Origin of the sequence: Sphingosinicella humi, from assembly GCF_003129465.1 — a bacterium.
Classification (GTDB): domain Bacteria; phylum Pseudomonadota; class Alphaproteobacteria; order Sphingomonadales; family Sphingomonadaceae; genus Allosphingosinicella; species Allosphingosinicella humi.
Genome location: NZ_QFFF01000001.1, coordinates 43,753 through 58,061, shown reverse-complemented (window position 1 = coordinate 58,061; position 14,309 = coordinate 43,753). Strand labels below are relative to the sequence as shown.

The 14,309-nt window shown below is 65.8% G+C and carries 15 protein-coding genes and 1 tRNA gene; 2 read left to right on the top strand and 14 right to left on the bottom strand.

The genetic code is table 11. From position 1 onward, the window contains the following. Positions 1-121: 121 nt before the first annotated feature. The 10 genes from DF286_RS00360 to DF286_RS00315 form a co-directional block, all read right to left on the bottom strand. Positions 122-1,330: a sensor histidine kinase gene (locus DF286_RS00360; protein WP_109269630.1), complete on the bottom strand. Its 1,209-nt coding sequence runs from the start codon at positions 1,328-1,330 to the stop codon at positions 122-124. 74 nt (positions 1,331-1,404) lie between these two features. Then, complete coding sequence (locus DF286_RS00355; RefSeq protein ID WP_109269629.1) at positions 1,405-1,998, bottom strand: peptidylprolyl isomerase; 594 nt, start codon at positions 1,996-1,998, stop codon at positions 1,405-1,407. A 110-nt stretch (positions 1,999-2,108) separates the two neighbouring features. Then, a complete protein-coding gene (gene rplL, locus DF286_RS00350; RefSeq protein ID WP_109269628.1) occupies positions 2,109-2,486 on the bottom strand; it encodes a 50S ribosomal protein L7/L12 in 378 nt (125 codons plus the stop codon). A 68-nt stretch (positions 2,487-2,554) separates the two neighbouring features. Beyond that, positions 2,555-3,070, bottom strand: coding sequence for a 50S ribosomal protein L10 (gene rplJ / locus DF286_RS00345; protein WP_109269627.1), 516 nt, complete (start codon positions 3,068-3,070; stop codon positions 2,555-2,557). A gap of 262 nt (positions 3,071-3,332) precedes the next feature. Beyond that, on the bottom strand, positions 3,333-3,611 hold the full coding sequence (locus DF286_RS00340; protein WP_109269626.1) for a hypothetical protein: 279 nt from the start codon (positions 3,609-3,611) through the stop codon (positions 3,333-3,335). Between the two features lie 158 nt (positions 3,612-3,769). Further along, entirely contained in the window at positions 3,770-4,468 is a 699-nt protein-coding gene (gene rplA, locus DF286_RS00335; RefSeq protein WP_109269625.1) for a 50S ribosomal protein L1, read from the bottom strand. A 3-nt stretch (positions 4,469-4,471) separates the two neighbouring features. Then, positions 4,472-4,903 carry a 50S ribosomal protein L11 gene (gene rplK / locus DF286_RS00330; protein ID WP_109269624.1) on the bottom strand — a complete coding sequence of 144 codons (432 nt, stop codon included), beginning with the start codon at positions 4,901-4,903 and terminating at the stop codon, positions 4,472-4,474. Positions 4,904-5,210: 307 nt separating this feature from the next. Then, positions 5,211-5,474, bottom strand: coding sequence for a DksA/TraR family C4-type zinc finger protein (locus tag DF286_RS00325; RefSeq protein ID WP_109269623.1), 264 nt, complete (start codon positions 5,472-5,474; stop codon positions 5,211-5,213). 93 nt (positions 5,475-5,567) lie between these two features. After that, positions 5,568-6,449: a restriction endonuclease gene (locus tag DF286_RS00320; protein ID WP_207789981.1), complete on the bottom strand. Its 882-nt coding sequence runs from the start codon at positions 6,447-6,449 to the stop codon at positions 5,568-5,570. Continuing rightward, complete coding sequence (locus DF286_RS00315) at positions 6,446-9,274, bottom strand: DNA methyltransferase (RefSeq protein ID WP_207789980.1); 2,829 nt, start codon at positions 9,272-9,274, stop codon at positions 6,446-6,448. Before DF286_RS00315 ends, DF286_RS00320 begins: the two co-directional genes overlap by 4 nt. Positions 9,275-9,404: 130 nt before the next feature. On the opposite strand from DF286_RS00315, the gene DF286_RS00310 reads away from it, so the two are divergent. Next, positions 9,405-10,415 carry a hypothetical protein gene (locus DF286_RS00310; RefSeq protein WP_109269622.1) on the top strand — a complete coding sequence of 337 codons (1,011 nt, stop codon included), beginning with the start codon at positions 9,405-9,407 and terminating at the stop codon, positions 10,413-10,415. A 329-nt stretch (positions 10,416-10,744) separates the two neighbouring features. Here DF286_RS00310 and nusG read toward each other — a convergent pair whose 3' ends face one another. From nusG to DF286_RS00290, 4 genes are all read right to left on the bottom strand, one after another. Next, positions 10,745-11,284, bottom strand: coding sequence for a transcription termination/antitermination protein NusG (nusG, locus tag DF286_RS00305; protein WP_109269621.1), 540 nt, complete (start codon positions 11,282-11,284; stop codon positions 10,745-10,747). A gap of 65 nt (positions 11,285-11,349) precedes the next feature. Then, positions 11,350-11,547, bottom strand: a complete 198-nt coding sequence (gene secE, locus DF286_RS00300) for a preprotein translocase subunit SecE (RefSeq protein ID WP_109269620.1) — start codon at positions 11,545-11,547, stop codon at positions 11,350-11,352. A 169-nt stretch (positions 11,548-11,716) separates the two neighbouring features. Further along, a tRNA-Trp gene (locus DF286_RS00295) sits at positions 11,717-11,792 on the bottom strand. A 48-nt stretch (positions 11,793-11,840) separates the two neighbouring features. Beyond that, entirely contained in the window at positions 11,841-13,616 is a 1,776-nt protein-coding gene (locus DF286_RS00290; protein WP_243444667.1) for a fatty acyl-AMP ligase, read from the bottom strand. 95 nt (positions 13,617-13,711) lie between these two features. On the opposite strand from DF286_RS00290, the gene DF286_RS00285 reads away from it, so the two are divergent. Continuing rightward, positions 13,712-14,266 (top strand): regulatory protein RecX, encoded by a 555-nt coding sequence (locus DF286_RS00285; protein ID WP_109269618.1) that lies wholly within the window; start codon positions 13,712-13,714, stop codon positions 14,264-14,266. Positions 14,267-14,309: the final 43 nt, after the last annotated feature.

Here is a 14,309-nt window from a genome sequence, read left to right as displayed (position 1 = left end):
CCGCAGCTTCAGCGTCTAAGAAACCCCAGCCGATCAATGCGTTGACCCCGCTGCGCGACGGCGGAACCTGTTCCGAATGACTGTGGTGAGGTGCGCGATATAGGGGCGAGAGGCGTCAGCGTCAATGCCCGTCATCGTCGATTGCCGCCAACGGCAGCGTGACGTCGAAGCGGGCGCCGCCCGCCGCCCGGTTCGAGGCCGCGATCTTGCCGCCATGGGCTTCGACGATGGTCCGGCTGACGGGGAGGCCGATGCCCATGCCGTCGGGCTTGGACGACGCGCGGGAGTCGAACAGCGCCTTCGGCGCGTACGGCGGCAGGCCCGGCCCATTGTCCTCGACCCGGATGACGACGACCTCTTCGGTCAGCGACGATGAAATGACGATCTCTCGCCGGGCGAGGGGGCGTACCGCCTCGGCGGCGTTCTTGACGAGCGCGATAAAGACCTGCTGGATCTGCACCGGGTCGACCGAAACCGCCGCGTCGTCCGCCAGTTCGTAGCGGACCGCGGCGCCGTCGCCGCTTCCGGCAACGGCGAGCGAGACGGCTTCCCGGATCAGGCCGTTGACGCCGAGACGCTCGCGCCGGGCCTCGTCGCCGCTCATCGCGCGCAGGCTGCGGATGATGTTGGCGGCCCGCTGGGCGCATTGCTCGATCGAGGCGAGGCCGCGCTCCAGCATCAGCCTGTCGGGCTCCGGCCGCTCCAGCATCCGCCGCGCGCCGGCGACGAAGTTGCCGATGGCGGCGAGCGGCTGGTTGAGCTCGTGCGCCAGGGTCGAGGCCATGGCCCCCATCGCGCTCCGCCGCGAAGCCTGGATCAGCTCGGCCTGGAGCGCGCGCACCTTCTCCTCGGCCGCCTTCTGCTCGGTGATGTCCTGCTTGGTCCCGAAGATGCGGACCGGGCGGCCATCCTCCTGCTCCACGTCGACGGTGAGCCGCAGCCAGCGCGGCTCGCCCCCCGCCGTCCGGATATGGACGTCGAGCGCGAAGCCCGTCCCGTCGCGGATGGCCGCGGCGCGGAGCCGCTCCATCTCCCGCCGCGAGCCGGCCTCGTACATCTCGACGATCTTGGAGCGCACCAGCGGCGAGCCGCGGGGAAGATCGAACAGGTCGTAGACGCCGTCGGTCCAGATCAGCGCCTCGGTGGCGAGATCGCACTCCCACACCCCGATCCTGGCCAGCGCCGAGGAGCGGTCGTACATCTTCCGATAATGGGCGATGGTCTCGGCCTGGTCGTGGATCAGCCGCGACTGAGCCTCGAACGCGTCGGCCGCTGCGGCCTCGCCGCTCGCCGGCTCCGCCCCCCGCTCGCGCGCCGTCCCCCTCGTCATCCGTCACCCCCCGCCGGCCTTCATGGTTAATCTAGCGTCTTTCTCCGCCATTGGCACGGGCCATCGAAGGGGCGCTATTCCACCCGCCGCGCGCGGATGATGCGGATCGGCTTGATGATCGACTGACCGATCGTGTTCTCGGAGCGGCCGCCCGGATAGGTGGGGGCGGCGAGGATCTTGCGGACGACGTCCATCCCCTCCACCACCTGCCCGAAGGCGGCATAGCCGGCATAGTCGCCGCGGGCGTCGAGATAGGCGCCCTTGCCGATGGTGATGAAGAAGTCGCCCATCGCGGTCCCCGGCGCATTGCGGGCCATCGAGACGGTGCCGTCGATGTGGCGGAGGCCGGTCTTCGTCGTCGGCTCATGCTCGATGGGGAGAAGCGCGCCCACGACGCGGTGGTTGATGCCGCCCTGGACGAGGCCATATTCGGGCGCCCGCTTGTTGCGCGCCGCCCGGTAGAAGGTGGTGCCGTCGAACTTCTTGCCGTCGACATAGGCGAGGAAGTTCCCGGCCGTGACCGGTGCCCGCTTCGCCTCCAGCTCGATGACTATGGACCCGGCGCTCGTCTCGAGCCGCACCCGCGGCAGCGCCTCGGCGGCGGCGGTCCGGGGGAGGGCGAGGAGGGCGAGGAGCGCACAAAGGACGGCAACAAGACGACGAATCATGACCGCCCGGACCTAGCGAATGCATTGGCCAAAAGAAAAGGGGCGGCCCCGCGCGGGAGCCGCCCCTTCCTTGATCTGGACCGGCCGAAGCCGGTGCCGGACGGTCGAGCTTACTTCAGCTCGACGGTGCCGCCGGCTTCCTCGATCTTCTTCTTGATTTCCTCGGCCTCGGCCTTGTTCACGCCTTCCTTGATCGGCTTCGGAGCGCCTTCGACGAGCGCCTTGGCTTCGCCGAGACCCAGGCCGGTGATGGCGCGGACTTCCTTGATCACGTTGATCTTCTTGCCGCCGTCGCCGGTGAGGATGACGTCGAACTCGGTCTGCTCTTCAGCAGCCGGGGCGCCAGCGCCGCCGGCGGCCGGGCCGGCAACCGCGACAGCCGCGGCGGCCGAAACGCCCCACTTCTCTTCGAGCGCCTTGGCGAGGTCCGCGGCTTCGAGAACGGTCAGCTCGGAGAGCTGGTCAACGAGGGAATTGATGTCTGCCATTTTAAGTCTCCATGTAGGCCACGCGGCCCGTCAGTTCAGTTCAAACGGTATTGAATTCAGGTGCCCGCTTAGGCGGCTTCCTTGTCGCCATAAGCGGCGAACACGCGGGCCAGCTTGGCCGCCGGCGCGTTGACGACCTGCGCGATCTTCGTGGCCGGTGCATTGACCAGACCGATGATCTTGGCGCGCAGTTCATCGAGCGACGGAAGCTCGGCGAGCGCCTTCACGCCGTCGACGTCGAGCAGCGTCTCGCCCATCGCGCCGCCCACGATTTCCAACTTGGGGTTGGTCTTCGCGAAGTCGACGGCAGCCTTGGCGGCCGCGACCGGATCGGCGGAGGTGGCGAGCGCGGTCGGCCCGGTCAGCATGTCGCTGATCGGGGCGTAGGTCGTGCCCTCGACGGCAATCAGGGTGAGCGTGTTCTTGGCCACCTTGTAGCTGGCGCCGGCGTCGCGCATCCGGGTCCTGAGGTCGGTGGACTGGGCCACCGTCAGGCCGAGGTTGCGGGTGACGACCACCACGGCGACCTCGTTGAACGTCTGCTTCAGCTCGGCGACGGCTTCGGCCTTTTGAGCTCTATCCATGCCTCTACTCCAAAATACGCGCGGCGGACCGTCCGCCACGCGGGTACTTTTGTCCGAGGGGATGGGTTGCAGGCCTGATGAGACAGGCAGACCCGGGCGGCGTGCCCGGTCAGAAACTCTTCCCCGTCTAGGCTGGAAATTAAGGGAGCGACGCCCCCACCAACTGTCTCGGACGGATGCTCGCGCGGACGAGCCGGGCGAGCGAAGCCGCGCCTATAGCGCCTTTCTCGGGAAGGTCAACATGGAGGCGCTCAGACGCACCTCAATAGCCGTTGCCGGGATCGTCGACCGGCTGCGAGACTTCGGGCGGCGATCCGCCCATCTGCGCATTGCCCGCCTGGTTCAGCGCCTGCTGGGCCGTCTCGTCCGGATTGGGCACGCCTGCTTCGATCCGGTCCGCTGCATTTTCGAGCACAGCCTCCGCGGCCGGCGTGCTCTGCTCGGCCGCCTCCTCAAGCTGGTCGGCGGTGTTCTCCGCGCGATTGTCGCCGCCGCAGGCGGCAAGGGCGATGAGGGCGATGAGGTAAGGGGCGTGCTTCATGCGTCTCTTCCTGTCTGGTCGGACTAGGAACGACGCGGCGGCATCAGGGTTGCAGCGCCGCCAAAAGGAAAGGCCGGAGCGTCGGCCCCGGCCTCCTCGTCCACCGGCGCAAGCCGGTGTCCAGACGTGGGTCCCGGATTTCGCCGGGACACCGCATGTTACGCCGCCGCGACTTCCGCCACGTCGACCTTGATGCCCGGCCCCATCGAGGAGCTGAGCGCCACCTTCTTCACATATTTGCCCTTGGCGCCGGCCGGCTTCGCCTTGACGATCGCGTCGACGAACGCGTCGAAATTCTTGCGAAGGTCGGCTTCGGAGAAGCTCGCCTTGCCGATGCCGGAATGGATGATGCCGGCCTTCTCGACGCGGAACTCGACCTGGCCGCCCTTGGCCGCCTTGACGGCTTCGGTGACGTTCGGGGTGACGGTGCCGAGCTTCGGGTTCGGCATCAGGCCCTTGGGGCCGAGCACCTTGCCGAGGCGGCCGACGATGCCCATCATGTCCGGCGTCGCGATGACGCGGTCGAAGTCGATGGTGCCGCCCTGGATGGTCTCCATCAGGTCTTCCGCGCCGACCACGTCCGCGCCCGCCTTCTTGGCTTCCTCGGCCTTGTCGCCGCGCGCGAACACGGCGACGCGAACGTCCTTGCCGGTGCCGGCGGGCAGGGTGACGACGCCGCGGACCATCTGGTCGGCGTGGCGCGGGTCGACGCCGAGGTTCAGCGCGATCTCGACCGTCTCGTCGAACTTGGCCGTGGCGTTGGCCTTGATGACGCCGATCGCTTCGTCGACGCCGTGCAGCTTCTCGCGGTCGATCGTCTCGGCGAGCGTCTTCTGCTTCTTCGTGAGCTTAGCCATCGTTTAGCCCTCCACCACTTCGAGGCCCATCGAGAGGGCGCTGCCTTCGATGATCTTGGTCGCGGAGTCGAGATCGTTCGCGTTCAGATCCTTCATCTTAGTCTCGGCGATCTCGCGCAGCTGCGAGCGCTTGATCGTGCCGGCCGAAGCCTTGCCGGGCTCCTTGGAGCCGGACTTGAGCTTCGCGGCCTTCTTCAGGAGGAAGGTCGCCGGCGGCGTCTTCGTCTCGAACGAGAAGCTGCGGTCCGCATAGACGGTGATGATGGTCGGGATCGGCATCGCCTTTTCCATGTCGCCGGTGGCGGCATTGAAGGCCTTGCAGAATTCCATGATGTTGACGCCGCGCTGACCCAGGGCCGGGCCGATCGGCGGCGAAGGATTGGCGGCGCCCGCGGGCACCTGGAGCTTGATATAGCCCGTAATCTTCTTAGCCATTGTCTCTCACTCTGTAGGTCGGACCGAAGGGGTACTTTGGCCCGGGTTCAAGTTTAGCGGTCCAGACGGCCTGCGGAGCTCAACGAGCAAGACAGGCCTCCCGCACTTCCGTTCCCCGTTGAGGGAGCCCATCAAAGTACTACTTTGATGGGACCTGATCGCCGGGGTCCCGATTCCATGCTCATGCTTGGAAGCGCGCGCCTTTAGCGTAAGCCGCCGCGCAGCGCAAACGCTTCCCGCCCCCGTCATTGCGAGGAGCTTGCGACGAAGCAATCCAGCCCCCGCGCAACAGGGTCCGGCGAGCACCCTAGCGAAGCTGGCTGTCCTTGCTCCCGCGCCGATTGATGCCGGCGCTCACCCGCCGCCCGTCCCGTTCCGCCTGGCAGGACACGCAGGTCCGCGCTCCCGGCAGCGCCCGCCGCCGCGCTTCGGGGATGGCCTCGCCGCACACCTCGCAATATTCCGATCCGCCGCCAGCCGCCAGCGCGGCGCGCGCGGCGAGCACGGCGTCGGTGACGCTGTCGTCGATCTGCTCCTGCACCGCCCCATCCCGCGTCCACCCGCCGGCCATGGCCAACTCCTTCAAACCTTCGCGTTCTAAAGGGAATATAGGAGGGGAGGGCGCGCGGTTCCAATCGGGTGGGGAGTGGACACATTTACTCCGTCAGATTTCGTCGAAGAAGTCCTCCTCCACCGTCACTCGCTCGGTGATCACCTGCTCGACACGAACGCCCAACTTGAGTGACTTCAGGAGATCGGTCAGTGCTTCGCCGTCGATCAGATCGATCGCTGGGGCACCGTCCCGCGTGGCTTCGCGGCGCGCGTCGGGCGTGAAGGTGCCGGTGGTGATGATGAGACCCTTGTCCGCGCGTCCTTGCATCGCTCCTCGAAAGTCGCGCACGGTGCCGGCCGAAACGGAGCCCTTGTAGCGCTTGCACTGAAACAGGACCTGAAAGGAGATCAGGTTCACCCGCAACACGCCGTGTCCGTCGATCCCGCCATCCCCGGACTTGCCGGTCACTTCAACGCGCGTGAATCCGCTCTCGCGCAGGATACGTTGGGCAAGTCGCTCAAAGGCGGCGGGTTCGATCGATTGGACCTTCGCCAGCAGCTGATCGGCCCAGACATCCTCCTGTTCCGTCTCCTCCTCGACGTTGTCGATCGATGCTTCGCCCGCGCGCGCCTGTTTGCGTCTTGCCACCACCGAGGCGTGATGGGGTGCGCTCAGCTTCTTGACATGCGCCTTGAGCTGCGCCGGCGTCATGCCCGTCGCTTCGCGCCCCTGATCGGTGAGCACCCAGATGCCTTTTCCGGCTCTCTTGAGGAGACCGGCGATCTTCAGGTAGCTGCGCGCCCAGGACATCCGATCCGGCGCGATCAGCGCTCCGCTTTTCGGATAAGCGGCTTCCATCTGTTCCGGCGTCAGCCCCATGTCGGAGACGAGGCGATCTTGGATTTCCTCGATCGAAGCAGAGCCGCCGAGCGCGTGGAGCGCCTTCAGCGTCGGCAGCATGAAATCGTCATATTTGGGGAGGGATGTCGTCACGCGCGCTTCTCCGCAGCCTGCTCTTTGCGCCTTTTCAGGCGTTCGACCCGCTTCACCTGCTTCACGCCTTCGTGCCGGAGCGGGTCCACGAGGGCTTCGTAAAGCCCGAACAGATGCTCCACCCGGTCGCGGTCGCTGTCGAAAGGCTTGCGGCGGTAGAGTCGGTCCACCGCCGCATCGAGCGCGGCATGGGCCTTTCTGAGATTGGCGGGCATGGTGTCGGGATCGTAGAGGTCGGCGAGCGAACTGGTCGGCCATTCTGCCCTCGCGGCGAGCACTGCTTGGGCGAGCTTCTCGACCTCAACCTTTTGCGCATCGGCTGTTTCGGGCCAAGGGTAGGTGTTGTATACAATGCCGACGGAGTACATGTAATCGGATTTCATTCGTCCAGTAATTGCCCGCATCCATGCCATATGCATTCGGCTCGTAAGGACGCCGAATTCCCAAAGATCGGCATTGGGGAGAATACGCAGCTTCTGGTTTGCGATTACATCCGGACCAAGCCATCCGATCGGGACATATTCGCGCCGTTCAGAACTCGTGTTCGGAATAACTAGGTAGTCCGCGCCTAACCGTTCATCGACGCCAAGCTTCGTCGGAAAGGTGGCCATCGCGACCGTCGAAGCCCTCCGGCTTGCGGCACGGTATTCCCGAAGCTGCCGCATCCTTTCTGTGACCTGAGGCAGACGCCTCAGTAATGCAGGATCCGCATCGGCGAGGTAGAGGATCGAGCGCGTAAAACCGTTGATATACTCCTCGCCGCCTAGGAACTCTCGGAAGAGCGGTGCCGCCTCCGGTTCTGTCTCAAGAAATGCCCGCTTCTCAGCGTGCGTGAACGTCAGGATTCCGTTATCGATCATCTGGACGCCGGTCCTGAGCCTTGGTGAACCACTGAGCGGCCGCGCCTCTTCCTTGACCACCAGATGACGGTTGGCCACATTCTCCGCACCGAACAGATAGGCGGTGAGTGCCGGATGGCGGCTCTCGTCCGGTTCCCCGTTGATGTCGTCGTAGCTGAACAGCCTTTTCTCCCGCCGTTCGTGATCACGATGAGAAAGGCCGACGATCACGACATGGACGTGCGCCTTGCCACGGGCATCCGATCCCCACGCGAAGGTGCGGTGGGCGAAGTCGATCTCTAGGCCGTACCGGTCGAACAAAATCGGCCAGAGCTGCGCCACCTGCTCACCCTGGGTGATCGAATTGGTGGCGACAAAGCCGATCCGGGTCGGCCCCTTGGCGATGTAGGCACCGGCCTTGAGGAACCAAGCCGCCACATAATCCAATGTCCCGCCCGATTTACCGAGCGCCGCCAGCTCCCGCACCTGCGCCCGCTGCTCCGGCGACTGATATTTCGCGCCGACAAACGGCGGATTGCCCATCACCGCGAAACATTGCTGGTGTGGAAGGACATCGTCCCAATCGATCGCTAGCGCATCGCCGTGAACGATATTGGCGCTGTCCTTGAGCGGAATGTCGGCGAACACCTTTCCGAACGTCCGGCCCAGCTCGATGTTGGCGAGATGCTCGGTCATCCACATCGCGACTTCGGCGATGTGGGCGGGAAACTCCTCCAGCTCGATGCCGTGGAATTGGTCGACGCTGATGATGCTCAAGGCTTCGACCTCCAGCATCATCGGGCTGTTGGGGTCGTAAATCTGCTCCAGCGCCTCCTGCTCCATCCGGCGCAGCTCGCGATAGGTGACGACGAGGAAGTTGCCGCACCCGCAGGCCGGGTCGAAGAAGTTGAGGCTGCCGAGCTTCTCCTGAAAGGCGAGCAACGCCGCCCGCCTGCCGCCGTCGCGCCGAGCCTTCAAACGGTCCAGCTCCTCTCGAAGATCGTCGAGGAACAAGGGCCCGATCAGCTTCATGATATTGGGCTCGGTCGTGTAGTGCGCGCCCTTTTTCCGCCTTTCGTCCTTGTCCATCACCGACTGGAACAGCGAGCCGAAGATCGCCGGACTGACCTTTCCCCAGTCGAACTTCGCGGCAGTTAGCAGGTCGTCCCGCATTTGCGCGTCGAAGACGGGGGTGCGCAGCCTCCCTTTGAAGAGGTCGCCGTTGACGTAGGGAAACTTGGCGAATTCGGGGTCGTCGCCTTCTAGCCGCTCGCTGACCGGCGTATCTAGCATTTCGAACAGGTGCATCAGCACGCGGCCGACATTGCCGCCGTCCTCGTCGGTGCGCTCCTCGATCAAATAGAGGAAGTCGTCCTTGCTCTCGAATATGCCGGTATCGTCGGCGAAGAGGCAGAAGAGAAGCCGGACCATCAGCCGCTCCAGCTCGACTCCCTTGTAGCCCTTTGCCTCCAGCGCATCGTGCAGCGTGCCGAGCAACTCGGCGGCCTTGATGTTGACGGCCGTCTGCTTCCCATAATGGCGCCGCTCAACACCCAGCATGAAGGCGAAGGCCTCGACGTTCTTGTGCAGCTCCGGGAGCGTGAAGGCGACCTCCCGGCGTGTTTCCAGTTCGAGCAGGCGGAAGCGCTGGAAATCGCAGGTGAGGACGAAACGGGGCACTTCGCGATCGCGCAGGCCGAGGACGTAATCGAGCGCCTGGCCTTCCGCCTTGAACAGGTCGCGGCCGGCGCTTTTCTGCTCGACGAGCAGCACGCTGGGCCAGAAGAGATCGATGAAGCCGCGCTTGTTGGCGTCGATCATCTGGATCTTACGCTCGAAGATGGCGACCTTCTTGCGGTCGATGCCGAAGATCTGGAAGAATTCATTGTAGAAGGTCTGGGTCTCGCCCTTTTCGTAATGGGCGTCCTTCCAGCGCCGCGAAAACTCGCGCGCCCTTATCCTTATTTCGTTCCAACCGAGACGCATTGACTACTCCCCCATCGCCACCTTGGCGGCTGAACGAGCTCTAGTGAAGAGCAAAGCTGAATGGGACGATCGGATTAGCAGGGCGCGGCGCCCTCATGGGCTTGCAAAATAGGATTTCGTCTGCGTTACAATGGGGATGCCCGTCCCGAGCTCAGCCGAAGGGGCTCGCCCCTTCACCCGTCGCCAGGCGCTCCAGAACGCGTGTTTCCTCGAAGTCCTCGCCCAGACCGGCAATGCGCGACTGGCCGCGCGGCAGCTTGGCTATAATCGCTCCACTTTCACCAAGCGCCGCGCCAGGGACGCCGCATTCGCCCAGCGCTGGGAGGCCGCGCTCGCCGCCGCCCATGCCCGTTTCCACCTCGCCGGAGGGACAAGGCCGCCTGACCCCATTCTCCCCTCCCGTTCACGGGAGGGGCCGGGGGAGGGCCTGTCCCTTAAGACAGAGGGCGGCGAACCCACCATCGTCCGCACCCGATCCGGCCGCCTGCAGCTCCGCCTGGCGCCGCCCGGCCGGATGACCAAGGCGGCCGAGCAGGCCTTCCTCCGGGCGCTTGCCGCCAGCGCCAACGTCCGGCTGGCCGCCGCCGCGGCGGGGTTCGCCCATTCGAGCTTCTACGCCCGGGCCCGGGAAAGCCGCGCCTTCGCGCGCGAGATGCGGCTGGCGCTCCAGATGGGCTACGACCGGCTCGAAGCAGCGTTGCTGGCGGCCGGGCTGCCGGACAGCCATGAAGATGACGATTGGCGGGAAAGCGAGCCCCTGCCCATCCCGCCGATGACCCCGCACCAGGCGCTGCAGCTCCTCTTCCTTCACGAAAAGAGCGTGCGCCAGATGTGGGAGAAGCCGCACCGGCGGCGGCGGCGCGGCGAATCGGACGAGACGTTGCGGCTGCGCCTGATGACCATGTGGACGGCGGAGAGGAGGCGCGGCGCCGAGGACGCGGCGGTGCGGCGGGCGGCGCGCTACGAGGAGAGCGGCGACTGGCGCTTCGAGGACGAGCCGCCCGCGCCCCAGCTGCCGCCGCTGCACCTCGTCACCGGCTGGAGCCGCGCCGACCCCAACAAGCCGCCCCACGACCCCAAACGCGCCCTGTTCGGCGGCTGGCGCCTCGAACACATGCGGCGGAAGCTGGCGCGGAAATAGGGGGGAGGGCGCTGAGCGTCTGCCCCGGTCCTGCTGTAACCTTGCACGTCACCCCGGCGAAAGCCGGGGCCCAAGAACACGGGTTTTGTCGTCAGGATGAGGCGTCGACGCCCTACATATTCACCGCGGTGTTCCTGGATCCCGGCTCCCGCCGGGATGACGCCGAAATGTCTCGCTCGGCCGTTCTGCGCGTCCCTAAACGTCACCCCGGCGGACGCCGGGGCCCAAGAACACAGAGTTCGCCGTGAGGACGAGGCGTCGCCGCCCCAACTATTCACCGTGGTGTTCCCGGATCCCGGCTTCCGCCGGGACACGAGTTGCTCAAATGCCTATTTGACCAGCTCTACCTGTTCGAATTCCAGCTCGACCGGGGTGGCGCGGCCGAAGATGGAGACGCCGACCTTGACGCGGCCGCGGTCGAAATCCAGCTCCTCGACGATGCCGTTGAAGCTCGCGAACGGGCCTTCCAGCACCTTCACATTGTCGCCGATCTCATAGTCGACATTGATCTTCTGCTTCGGCGCGGCGGCGGCGGCTTCGTCCTTGGTGTGGAGGATGCGCGCGGCCTCGGCTTCGCTGATCGGCTGCGGCTTGCCCGAGGAGCCCAGGAAGCCCGTCACCTTCGGCGTGTTCTTCACCAGGTGATAGACCTGGTCGTTCATGTCGAGCTTGGCGAGCACGTAGCCCGGGAAGAATTTGCGGTCGCTCGTCACCTTCTTGCCGCGGCGGACCTCGGTCACCTTCTCGGTGGGGACCTCGACGGCCTCGACAAGCTGCTCGAGGCCGAGCCGCGTCGCTTCCGCCATGATGGCGTCGCGCACCTTGTTCTCGAAGCCCGAATAAGCGTGGATGATATACCAGCGAGACATCGTCTATCCTGTTTCCTTGGTCTCTCCCTCGCCCGTCCGCGGAGGAGGGCCGGGGGGAGGCCTGTCTAGCTCAAGAGGCCGAGCAGCGCCTGCACGATCGCGCTGAAGGCCGAATCGACGCCGAAGAAGAAGAGGGCGAGCAAGGCCGTCATGATCAGCACCATGATGGCGGTGGTGACCGTCTCCTTGCGCGAGGGCCAGACGACCTTGGCGGTCTCCGTCTTGACCTGCTTTAGAAATTCACCGGGACTGACTTTCGCCACGCGCTCCGCCCTCTTTCAAACATCATAAAGGAGGCCATGCCGCCCTTCCGTTTCCGGCGCCGGCCTGACCTTCACATAGTCCCTCGGCTCGAATTTCCCAGCTTTTTCGTCGGGAGCCCGACACGCCTTCCTGGAGAAGGGCGGCCGGGCTTCCGATACGCGGCGGGAATGGCAGGAGTGGAGGGATTCGAACCCCCGGCCCTCGGTTTTGGAGACCGATGCTCTACCAGCTGAGCTACACTCCTAGAGCCGGAGACCCGCCCCTTAACCGCGCGCAAGGGGGAGCGCAAGGGTCAGGCGGCGATGTCGTAGGGCTGGATTTCGCCGGAGAGGTAGAGGTTGCGCGCCTTGGCGCGGGAGAGCTTGCCCGAGCTGGTGCGCGGCAGGGTACGCGGCGGCACCAGCTCGACCACGCAGTGCATGCCGGTGATCGCCCGGACTCGCTCGCGGATTTCGTCCCGCAGGCGCTCGCGCTCCTCGGCGTCCGAGGTACGACACTGGACGAGCACCGCCGGTGTCTCCTCGCCGCCCGGCGTGGTGATCGAGAAGGCGGCGATGTCGCCCGCCTTGAAGCCCGGCAGCTGCTCCACCGCCCACTCAATGTCCTGCGGCCAGTGATTCTTGCCGTTGATGATGATCATGTCCTTGGCGCGGCCGACGATGTAGACATAGCCATCGGACATGTAGCCCATGTCGCCGGTGTCGAGCCAACCGTCGGCGTCGAGGCAGGCGCGGGTCGCTTCCTCGTCGCGGAAATAGCTGTGCATGATCGAGGGGCCGCAGGCGTAGACCCGGCCGATCGCCTTTTCGGGCAGGCGCTGGCCTTCCTCGTCGCGGATCGCGACTTCCATGTCGCGGACGGGCTTGCCGCAATTGACGATGGCGCGATAGCGCTGCGGCCGGTCGCGATGGGCGACGCCGCCAGACAGCTGCGTCTCCTCGACCAGCTCGACGACGATCCCCTCGCCGGGCGGCATGATCGAGACCGCCAGCGTCGCCTCGGCGAGGCCGTAGCTGGGGAGGAAGCTCGTCGCCTTGAAGCCGGCGCCGGCGAAGGCATCGACGAAGGCCTGCATTACGTCCGGGCGGATCATGTCGGCGCCGTTCCCGGCCACCCGCCAGCGCGACAGGTCGAAACGCTCGGAAACCTTGCTCTGGCTGCCGATGCGCCGGGCGCAGATGTCGTAGCCGAAGGTCGGCGAATAGCTGAGCGTCGTGCCCTCGTTGCGGCTGATAAGATCGAGCCAGGCGAGCGGGCGGCGAGCGAAATCCTCGGTCTTCAGATAGTCGGTCGAGACCTGGTTGGCGACGGGCGAGAGCAGGCAGCCGACCAGGCCCATGTCGTGGTACCAGGGGAGCCAGGACACGCAGCGGTCGGTGTCGACCACCTCCATGCCGTGGCTGTGTGCCGCGAGATTGTTGAGCAACGCGCGGTGCGTGACCGCGACGCCATGCGGGAAGCGCGTCGAGCCGCTCGAATATTGGAGATAGGCGATGTCGTCGGTGGCGGCGGAGGGCAGGGGCGCCTGCGGCGCCTCGAGCTTCGCAAACGCTTGCCAGTCGCAGGCCTGGACGGCCACCGCGGCGGCCGCGGCATCCGCCATCCCGGTGAGCTCGGCCGGATAGAGCAGCAGGGTGGGATCTGAGCTTTTGAGCTGCACCGACAACTGGTCGATATAGGAGTCCTTGCCGCCGAAGGAGGTCGGCAACGGCAGCGGCACGGGCCAGGCACCGGCATAGACGGCGCCGAAGAAGAGAGAGGCGAATTCCGGCCCGGTTTCGGCGATGAGCGCCACCCGGTCGCCCGGTTTCACGCCCCGCGCCACCAGCCGGTAGGCGGCGACGATGGCGTCCTCGCGCAACTCGCGGAACGTGAAGGCGCGGGCAAGCCGGCCCCTCGGATCGTGGAAGTTGAGGCCGCGTACGCCTTTGGCGGCATAATCCAGCGCCTCGCCCAGCGTCTCGAAGTCGGCAAGGCGGCGCGGCAGGGCGTCCGCGGTGGGAGTGGGCGACAGGGCAGCTTCTTCCAGCGTGCGCGGCCGCGTCCGGCCTTCGGCTTGGTGGAGCACTACGGGCAAAATCCTTAAACTGTGAGCACCCGCCTGGGGAGCTCTATTCGGCTCCCGCTGTACGGCATAAGGCGCGTTCATATTCTGGCTCGACTATGGCACAATCAAGGCGCGTGGAACCCCAAAGACAGAAAAAGCCCCGTCCTCCCCTTGACGAGGAAGCCCTGGAACGGATCGCCCTCTTCTATGTCGGGCGTTACGCCACGACGAGGGCCAGGCTCGCGACGTATCTCGGCCGCAAGGTGCGCGAGCGGGGCTGGGCCGGCGAAGGAGCCCCTCCGATCGACCGCCTCGTCGCTCGCCTGTCGGGCCTCGGTTATGTCGACGACCGCGCGTTCGCGGCGGCGCGGGCCGCTTCGCTGCACCAGCGAGGGTATGGCGAGCGACGAATCGCCGGGGCGCTGCAGGCGGCGGGAATCGAGGAGGCGGACGCGGCGCCGGCGAGGGAGCAGGCGCGGTCCGGCGCGCTGGAGGCTGCGCTACGTTTCGCCCGACGCAAGCGGATCGGCCCATATGCCGACGAGACGCCGGACCGACGGATGCGGGACAAGGCATTTGCGGCCATGGCGCGGGCGGGACACTCCATGGAGGTCATTCGTCGGGTGCTGGATGCAACCCCCGGTGAAATCCCAGATTGTGACAATGGCTAGAATTCGATCGGCGACAGTTCAAACGCAGCAAAAGCCGTGATAC